The organism is Neobacillus drentensis (assembly GCF_036966985.1).
GTDB classification, from domain to species: Bacteria; Bacillota; Bacilli; order Bacillales; family Cytobacillaceae; genus Neobacillus; species Neobacillus drentensis_E.
In genome coordinates this window covers 1-8,730 of the sequence record NZ_JBALSN010000273.1, presented here as the reverse complement: position 1 = coordinate 8,730, position 8,730 = coordinate 1, and the positions used below count along the sequence as shown (strand labels likewise).

General features: G+C 40.5%; 8 protein-coding genes and 1 pseudogene. 4 read left to right on the top strand and 5 right to left on the bottom strand.

Annotation, left to right across the window (positions count from 1 at the left end; all coding sequences use genetic code 11):
* Nucleotides 1-211: 211 nt before the first annotated feature.
* Nucleotides 212-1,114 carry a DMT family transporter gene (locus V7659_RS18360; protein ID WP_335541232.1) on the top strand — a complete coding sequence of 301 codons (903 nt, stop codon included), beginning with the start codon at nt 212-214 and terminating at the stop codon, nt 1,112-1,114.
* Between the two features lie 247 nt (nt 1,115-1,361).
* Nucleotides 1,362-2,210, top strand: coding sequence for an alpha/beta fold hydrolase (locus V7659_RS18355; RefSeq protein WP_335541231.1), 849 nt, complete (start codon nt 1,362-1,364; stop codon nt 2,208-2,210).
* A gap of 139 nt (nt 2,211-2,349) precedes the next feature.
* On the opposite strand, the gene V7659_RS18350 is transcribed toward V7659_RS18355, so the two are convergent.
* The gene (locus V7659_RS18350) at nt 2,350-3,006 is read right to left on the bottom strand and encodes a nitroreductase family protein (RefSeq protein WP_335541229.1); all 657 of its coding nucleotides are present in this window, start codon (nt 3,004-3,006) and stop codon (nt 2,350-2,352) included.
* 424 nt (nt 3,007-3,430) lie between these two features.
* Here V7659_RS18350 and V7659_RS18345 point away from each other — a divergent pair, with 424 nt between their 5' ends.
* Nucleotides 3,431-4,960: an APC family permease gene (locus tag V7659_RS18345; RefSeq protein ID WP_335541227.1), complete on the top strand. Its 1,530-nt coding sequence runs from the start codon at nt 3,431-3,433 to the stop codon at nt 4,958-4,960.
* On the opposite strand, the gene V7659_RS18340 is transcribed toward V7659_RS18345, so the two are convergent.
* From V7659_RS18340 to V7659_RS18325, 4 genes are all read right to left on the bottom strand, one after another.
* The gene (locus tag V7659_RS18340) at nt 4,936-5,160 is read right to left on the bottom strand and encodes a hypothetical protein (RefSeq protein ID WP_335541225.1); all 225 of its coding nucleotides are present in this window, start codon (nt 5,158-5,160) and stop codon (nt 4,936-4,938) included. The two genes, V7659_RS18345 and V7659_RS18340, sit on opposite strands and share 25 nt — an antisense overlap.
* Before the next feature lie 175 nt (nt 5,161-5,335).
* Complete coding sequence (locus tag V7659_RS18335) at nt 5,336-5,734, bottom strand: DoxX family protein (RefSeq protein WP_335541223.1); 399 nt, start codon at nt 5,732-5,734, stop codon at nt 5,336-5,338.
* A 79-nt stretch (nt 5,735-5,813) separates the two neighbouring features.
* Entirely contained in the window at nt 5,814-7,370 is a 1,557-nt protein-coding gene (locus V7659_RS18330; protein ID WP_420491361.1) for a DHA2 family efflux MFS transporter permease subunit, read from the bottom strand.
* 308 nt (nt 7,371-7,678) lie between these two features.
* A complete protein-coding gene (locus V7659_RS18325) occupies nt 7,679-8,332 on the bottom strand; it encodes an HlyD family secretion protein (protein ID WP_335541219.1) in 654 nt (217 codons plus the stop codon).
* Between the two features lie 281 nt (nt 8,333-8,613).
* Here V7659_RS18325 and V7659_RS18320 point away from each other — a divergent pair.
* A pseudogene (locus V7659_RS18320) lies at nt 8,614-8,730 on the top strand (TetR/AcrR family transcriptional regulator); the annotation flags it as partial.

The following is an 8,730-nucleotide window of genomic DNA, read 5'->3' as shown; positions in this document are numbered from 1 at the left end:
AGAAAAAACGCTTGAATCAAAAAAGATTCAAGCGTTTTTTCTATGGGCGTAAACACCTTCCAGATTTTTATCCAAGTTTCTTAATTGAAATATTTTACATAGGGGCGTATTCTATTAAAGTTGGTTTTTATAAGAAATAGAGATAGGCTATATACATCAAAGGTCTATGAGCCAGCAGTTAGTTCTATTAAACTGAGGGAGAAGAGATCTAATGAAATTAAAATGGTTTTTAATGATGGCAGGCTTAATTATAATTTGGAGTGTTTCTTGGCCAATTTATAAAGTTGCATTAGTGTATACACCTCCTTTGCTTTTTGCAGGGATGAGGTGTTTGTTTGGCGGTGTACTCCTAGGTGCTGTCATTTGGAAAACACGTGACCGGATCCAATGGCGAAAGAATTGGAAAATATATGTCGTCACCGGCACTTTAAATATTGCTTTGTTCTATGGGCTGCAGACTATGGGGCTTAAATTAGTACCATCAGGCTTATTCTCAGTCATTGTCTATTTTCAACCTATTTTAGTAGGTCTGCTTGCATGGCTATGGTTAGGCGAATCGATGACCCTCCCTAAGGTATTGGGACTTATTCTAGGGTTTCTTGGAGTCATTTCTGTAAGCGCAGAAGGATTTTCCGGCCATGTTTCTATTTTAGGTATTATACTCGGCATATTATCCGCGCTTTCCTGGGCATTAGGTACAGTGTACACCAAAAAAAATTCTCACTCGGTTGATTCTCTTTGGATGGTGGCATTCCAGTGTTTAATTGGGGGATGTGTTCTGATGATAGCCGGACTTTCGTCTGAGAATTGGTCCAGTATTGTTTGGAATGATACGTTTAAATGGGGTCTTTCCTTTGGTACGATTCTAGGGATTGCGTTATCATGGATTCTCTACGTTATACTTGTGAAAACAGGAGATGCCAGTGTTGTGGCAACATTTACATTCTTGGTTCCAATGCTCGCAGTTATCATCGGAACTGTATTATTAAATGAACCCTTTACGAAACTTTTATTCTTAGGAATCGTCCTGATCGTGGCCAGTATCTATCTTGTAAATAAGAAGCAAAAGCAGGCATCGGAACAGGTCGTCATTCAAGGGAAAATGGGAGTTTAATATTTATTAAGAAGTGATCCTCGGTTTAATGGGTCACATTTTAATATTAGTAATAAAAAGGATAGTGGAGCAGGATAAATGCTCTATCTATCCTTTTTTTGTACATTTTAATTGGCTTCAAGACCTTATTACTGGATCCGCTCATCATGAAAATGGTCTATTTTTACTGCATCATAATATTTTTGTTAGAGGAATCCCTTCTTATAAGTAAGGGGAAAGACAATAAATTCAGGAAAGGGGCTGGATTATGATTGAAAATACAATGAAGCTGCCTGATGGGAGAATCTTAGGATATGCAGAGTACGGGCAGCAAGACGGGTTTCCCATTATTGCGATGCACGGAACACCCGGGGCTCGAATTTTAGGAACCTTCAGTCGGTTGGAGCAGATAGCACAAAATATATCGGCAAAGCCCTTCAGGATATTTGTGTTGGAGAGATCCGGTTATGGTCTTTCTGACCCTCAACCAGGTCGAACCATAGATAACGTCGTGGAGGATACAGCATTCTTTGCAGATAGCATCGGATTGGCACATTTCGCTATTTTTGGCGGTTCTGGAGGGACTCCCTTTGTCCTTGCCTGCTGTCAACGCCTTCCCCACCGTGTCACAAAAGCGGCCATCTCTGCAGGAGTTGGACCTGTTTACCTGCCTAATTTATTCGAAAATATTAGCGATGAGGAAAAAGCTTTCCTTACAGATGCCAGGGGAGATTCTAAAGACATCATTTCCTTTACTAAGAAAGCCCAGGCAGACCCTGTTAGGTTTATTAAAGATTTATTGGCCCAGTCGAATGAACAAGTACCAGCAAAGATTCCTGATGCTTTCATCCAAATGATCGTTGAAAGCACGAAAACCCCGTATGGGATGATAGACGATTACCGCGGGTTCGGAAAGCCATGGAATGTTAACTTCGAAGATATTCGTACTACTGTGCAGTTTTGGCACAGCGACGCTAACAAATCCGTGCCTATCTCGCATGCAGAGTACCTAGCGAAAAAAATTCCGGGGGCCGCCTTAAGAAAATTCCATAACCTTAATCATATAGAGACGTCCCATGCTGCCCTACCTGAAGTATTGAGTTTTCTATTAGAGTAGATTAGTATTTTCACTTATAAACAGGAAAATGGGCAGGCCATAAACCTGCTCATTTATTTTTTTTAATATGTTGAAGATTAGCACTTAAGGCTTTTAGCACTTCAAATATTATTTTTCCCTTTATCCAAGTTGGGAAACATCACTCATTATCCATAAAGTTCTGCTTCTCCAAGTATTTCAGCACTGTTTGCGAATACTCGAGGTGAGATTCCTTCGTGTACTTGGCAATGGTGTAGATTTGGGCGAGGTTTTTCAATCCAAGTCGTTCGGTCATTTCCTTAAGCTTAGGATTGGCCATGTACCGGTTCCAACCCTTTTCATTTCTATCTTTGTAGATTTCGAGAATGTCTTCATCTGAATAATCGTTATATTGTTCATAGTGAACAAGTCCATGCCTAGGCAAACGATCGCGCGGAGCAGGGTTTTCTGCGGGGTACCCTAATGAATAACCAACAACGGGTACGACATTGGGCGGCAGGTTTAGCAGCTCACCAATTTGATCGCAATTTGCAAGCGTTGATCCCATATAGCAAATGCCCAACCCGGCATTCTCTGCTGCTAAAGCACAGTTCTGTGCGGCCAATGTGGCATCAATGGCACCAATCATTAAGCTCATGAAGTTATCGAAATGCACTGGTGCATCATTAAGCGCAAGCCATTTTCGCATTCTATTAAAATCGGCACAAAATGTTAATAGAATAGGTGCATCCACTACCATCGATTGCTCCATATGTGCGGTGTACAATTTTTTCTTTAGCTCTTTGTCTTTTGTGACGATAATCGAATACGTCTGCATATTTCCGCTAGAAGAGGCACGGATGCCCGCATCTAAGATTGATCCAACAGTTCTTGACTTACTTCCCTGTCTTCATATTCTCGTATAGACCTATGCCCGAAGATAACATCGGTTAATTCCAAAGCAATATTTTTTCTATTTCTTTTTATTTGAATACTCATTTCCTAGAATTCCAATTTTAAAAAGAGCCAGGTTCTTATGAAGTTATGAATAACTTATGCAGAAAAGAATAAATAGCATCTATTCCCCTATCTCCCCCATAGCAAAGTTATTACATAGTTGAATACAGAATGTCATAATTTAAGATTAATAGTGAAGTTTCCACTTCAGCTTTTTTCCGAATATTCTAATTATTCTATATATCGGCACGATATTTGCATGTAAGAAAATGTAACTATTTTCTATTTTAAGGGGGCTTAAAAACATGCAAGAACATCCTAACAAAAAAATGGACGGGTCTGCATCAGAACTTCACGATAGTGATGCTGCCCATCTGGCATCGCTTGGATATGAATCTGAATTTCGTCGCGACATGAGTCCATGGGCAAACTTTTCGCTTGGGTTCACCTATCTTTCTCCTGTAGTAGGTGTGTACACATTATTTGCATACACACTTGCTCAAGGCGGCCCACCAATGATTTGGAGTCTTATCATCTGTGGTCTTGGACAATTACTAGTCGCACTTGTCTTTAGTGAGATTGTTGCACAATTCCCTGTTGCAGGAGGAGTTTATCCTTGGGCCCGTAGATTATGGGGACGAAAGTATGCGTGGATGACTGGCTGGGTTTACTTAATAGCTTTGTTTGTTACGATTGCCAGTGTTGTATATGGAGCTGGACCTTTTCTGGCAGAGGTTTTGGGTTTCGAAGTATCAGTGGACTCAACCATTCTTTGCGCAATAGTCATTCTTGCACTATCGACAATCATCAATTTCCTAGGCACAAAGGTTCTCGCAGCAGCAGCAATAATTGGTTTTACTGCTGAGATTATTGGCGCGCTTGCAGTTGGTTTTTGGCTGCTTTTTACTCAAAGGCATCACAGTCTTGATGTGCTCTTTGATTCCTTTGGTGCCCAAGGCGGCCATAGCTACTTTTATGCATTTGCTGGAGCTGGACTAATCGGAATTTTTCTATATTTTGGGTTCGAAGCTTGTGGTGATGTTGCGGAAGAAGTACCCAATCCAGGTGCTCTGATCCCAAAGGCAATGCGCAGGACGATTTACATTGGTGGTGCTGCCGCAGTTTTTGTTAGCCTTGCTTTAGTACTTTCCATTGCTGATATTCCGGCAGTTATCGCTGGTAAAGATGTTACGCCAGTTGATACGATATTAACTAATGCATTTGGTAATGTTGGTGCAAAGATCGTAATGGGCATTGTATTGATTTCTTTCCTTTCATGTGCAATAAGTTTACAGGCGGCTGCCAGCAGACTTGCCTATTCTTATGGGCGTGATGACATGATTGTAGGAAGCCGATACTTAAAAAAGTTTTCACCTGCTCGTCACATTCCACCTTATTCGCTGCTTCTTGCAGCTTTTGTTCCAGCTATTATTGTTCTTGGATCAAAGGTATCTACAGACGCGCTCACAAAGATCATCAGTTTTGCGTCGCTTGGAATTTATATTGGATTCCAAATGGTTGTCCTTGCTGCAATTCGAGCTAGATTAAAAGGATGGAAGCCAAGTGGCAAGTACCAATTGGGCAAGTGGGGACTGCCTATCAATATTGGTGCTCTTGTCTATGGAATAATTGCAATGATTAACATGTGCTGGCCAAGAACGCCAGATGCAGCTTGGTATGATAACTATATCGTGCTCGTTTCGGGAATCGTAGTTGTCGCTGCTGGTTTACTATATATGATGATTCATCGCAGCTACGGTCATAGCAAAATGCCGTATAATGATGCGATACCTAAAAAATATATCTCCCATCAAAACAATGACAGGTCAATGTAGGTTTGTTCCAAACTCATATTAGAGCGAGTTGCTGAGAAACGGTGCCCACCCCCTTGATGCATTGGGGGCGGGTTCTTTTGCATCATCCTGCTGTGTCGGTCACCTTTAAACCGCATCCTGCCTGACTTCTGCAGTGGCTTCTTTTTTTTCCCATGCATGAAGTAGTAAAGAGCCGTGCTAGCCAAGACGATTATGGCCATGCTGTCACGCTCCTGAAAATGTCGAAGAATTCGACAGAATGTAGGTAGTAACAGGCACTTATACTATATGTAATAATATGAAGTTCGATTTTTATGAAAAATCTGAGCAGGAGCAAGGGAATGGCCTTCATCATGTGATGAAGGCCATTAAAAAACTAGCAGAACTCCCCTCGAACTATGCCTTATAAATTAATACATAATCCCCCGGTCCAATGAGCGCAACTCCAAGGACTACAGCGATCAAAATAAAGTTATATTCATATCCGCCTTCAGTCAGCCAAAAGCCATTTTTGCCATGGACGGTGAAGATGGCATCAATCATAACTATAATGATAAGGATTGCACCTAGCCAGGTGAGCAGTCCCGCTGAAAACAGCAGTCCGCCGGCCAATTCAAATATTCCTGCTAAAATCGCCCATGTCTTGCCGCCAGTCTTGATTCCAATCGACCCTAAAAATTCACCAAACTTGACTACCCCAGGACCGCCAAACCAGCCGAATAATTTTTGGCATCCATGCCCCACGAACGTCATTCCCACAGCCAATCGAATAATCAAGAGCCCTAAATTAATCATTCCTACCCCTTCTTTCAAAGACGATAGCCCAACATTATTAAAGCCGGACAACTAAATTTCCCATTTAACTTACTACTTTTTACTGTTGATTTACCCGGGACCGTTTGATAAAGAACGATAGCACTAATGCTACAAATGCGATTCCGGTTGCAACAATAAAGGCATCATTAATCCCATCAATCGTAGCTTGCTGCATGGTTTGGCCGTAAATTAAATAAGTTGAAAGCTCTTTTCCTGTTGAAACCGGCAGGTTCGTGAAAGCTGACAGACCTTGAGCTAGCTGCGATAAACTACTGGTTATAAAAGAATTGGAACTTGAGATTGCATCCCCATACTCACTATAATGGAACCCTTGTCTTGTCGTCATGACTGTAACTAGGAAGGCGGTCCCTATACTTCCAGCGACTTGCCTTGCTGTATTAGAGGCAGCCGTCCCATGAGCGCCAAGATGACGTGGTAGCTGATTCAATCCTTCTGTCATGACGGTCATCATGATAAAGGACATTCCAAACATTCGCATCACGTATAGAAACAGAATATGGCCATAACTGGTCGTCATACTCAGACTGGTAAATCCCCATGTGGTAAGTACAGTAATTGCTAAACCAGTGACGGCTAGCCACCTTGCGCCGATTTTATCAAAAAGGGCTCCTGAGATAGGTGACATAATGCCCATCACGATGGCACCCGGAAGCATCAACAGACCTGATTGTAATGCTGTATACCCTCGAATGTTTTGCAAATAAATCGGAAGTAAGATCATGGCGCCAAACATAGCCATGTTAACAATCATACTGATAACCGTTGTTAAGGCGAAAATATCATATTTAAAGACCCGTAAATCAAGCATTGGCTTTTCTGCCGTCAGTTCGCGCCAAACAAAACAGATTAAAGAAATAATTCCTATGATTAAGGAAATAACCACTGTTTTACTGGACCAGCCATCATTACCCGCTTCACTGAATCCGTATAACAAGAACCCAAAACCTAGGGTTGAAAATAAAAATCCTGAGAAATCAAATTTAGGATTTGTTACTTTAGTAACGTCCTTCATCCACATGAAGCTAAGAATTAAATCAAGTACACCGATTGGGATAACAATATCGAACAATAACCGCCATGAAAAATGGCCAATGAGCCACCCGGATAATGTGGGACCAATCGCAGGAGCAAATATCATGACAATCCCCATAATCCCCATAGCCTTGCCGCGTTTTTCCGGAGGGAATAATGCAAAAAATACAGTCATTAACAGGGGCATAATAATACCGGCACCGCAAGCCTGAATGACCCTTCCGATCATGAGCATACTAAAGTTTGCTGACACTGAACATACTACCGAACCCAATGTAAATAAAAAAATGGCGCTAATGAACAGTTTTCTTGTTCCAAACTTCTCTATTAAAAAGGCCGTTATAGGAATCGCAATTCCGTTTACTAACATATATCCTGTGGAGAGCCATTGTACGGTATTGGCTGAAATTCCTAAATCATTCATAATATGCGGAATGGCCACATTCAGTAGTGTTTGATTAAGAATGGCAACAAACGCACCAAGCATTAAAGCCACAAGAATTTTTCCGGTTCCTGATTCTTTTCCAGTATCCGAAGAAGATGGTTCTTTCTGCTTTTTCATGCTTTCTTCCGGCTGAACATCCTCCTGGGCATATTCCAATTCTACTTCGATGTTAGCGGAATCTTTCAACACTTCCTGCGAGGAAATATCCTCAGCCTTTATGTCCTTGATTTCAATCTGAGGTATATTTTGCTTAATCTCCTCATCATTAGTCTCAGGGAAAGCAGCCTTCTCAATTACCTCTTCATTCATCTTTTCTGTTTGTGCTCTACGCGACTTCTTTTTATTGATGATATAAAAATTTATTAAAAGTAGTAGCAAAAGGCCTAAGACAACATAAACAGTGATATAAATTAACATGTTATCACCTACTTATGAATCCGTACTGTTACGTTCATACCGGGAACGATGGCTACACCTTTATTATCATCAATAGAAATTTTTACCGGAATCACTTGAGTCACTTTGGTGTAGTTCCCTGTATTATTCGAACTTGGTAGCAAAGAAAATGTTCCAGCCGTCGCTAAACCGATTTGCTGTACTTTTCCTTTTAACGTGTTATTTGGAAAAGCATCCACATAGATATCGACATCCTGACCGATTGTCACTTCATCAATTTTAGTTTCCTCAATATTTGCTGTAACCCAAAGGTTATTAAAATCATATTCTTTCGCTAATGGTGTTCCTGCAGCCACAAATGAATTTTGAACTCCACTATTCTGAACAATCGTTCCGTCTGTTGGCATTGTCACCTTCATGTCTATAGGTTTACCATCTGCATCCGTTGTTGTAATGGTTCCAACTTTAGAATCCTTTGAAAAGTGATCACCGAGTTTGCCTTCCCAATTTGTCAATTTACCATTGGCCGGAGCCGCAATCGTTACTTGTTGTCCTGCTATTTGGGCATTATCCGTCGATAAATAATTTACTGCTCCATTATAGTAGGCATATCCTCCGACACCACCACCCACTAATATAAGCAGAATAATTATGTTCAATAAGAGCAATTTTTTAGTGCTCATTCATTTTTCCTCCCTTAATGGATGAATCATTTAAAGAGTGCAGTTTCGTGATCTCCAATTCCTTATTTTGTCCGCCCATCACACTCTCCCTTCTTTTGCTTTCCTTATTTAACTCTGTATAGAGCAGCACTTTCAGAATAAATTATAAATAATCTATTTTTGAGCGTCAATAAATAAAATGACACATTGTCACAATGAATATTGACAAATAAATATAGGAAGATTATCATATTTCTAAATTATATTATGACATGTTATCATTTCAAAAAAGGAGTTCGTCAATGCCAAAGCAAACCTTTTTTAATTTAACAAACGAAAAACAAAGATCATTAATAAATGCTGCTAAGAAGGAGTTTTCGAGGGTTCCTTTACATGAGGCATCCATTTCGAATATTATC

Excerpts from the sequence above, each read along its gene's own strand:
- V7659_RS18360 (WP_335541232.1), top strand. The coding sequence starts at position 212 with ATGAAATTAAAATGGTTTTTAATGATGGCAGGCTTAATTATAATTTGG.
- V7659_RS18355 (WP_335541231.1), top strand. The coding sequence starts at position 1,362 with ATGATTGAAAATACAATGAAGCTGCCTGATGGGAGAATCTTAGGATAT.
- V7659_RS18350 (WP_335541229.1), bottom strand. The coding sequence starts at position 3,006 with ATGCAGACGTATTCGATTATCGTCACAAAAGACAAAGAGCTAAAGAAA.
- V7659_RS18345 (WP_335541227.1), top strand. The coding sequence starts at position 3,431 with ATGCAAGAACATCCTAACAAAAAAATGGACGGGTCTGCATCAGAACTT.
- V7659_RS18340 (WP_335541225.1), bottom strand. The coding sequence starts at position 5,160 with ATGGCCATAATCGTCTTGGCTAGCACGGCTCTTTACTACTTCATGCAT.
- V7659_RS18335 (WP_335541223.1), bottom strand. The coding sequence starts at position 5,734 with ATGATTAATTTAGGGCTCTTGATTATTCGATTGGCTGTGGGAATGACG.
- V7659_RS18330 (WP_420491361.1), bottom strand. The coding sequence starts at position 7,370 with ATGAAAAAGCAGAAAGAACCATCTTCTTCGGATACTGGAAAAGAATCA.
- V7659_RS18325 (WP_335541219.1), bottom strand. The coding sequence starts at position 8,332 with ATGAGCACTAAAAAATTGCTCTTATTGAACATAATTATTCTGCTTATA.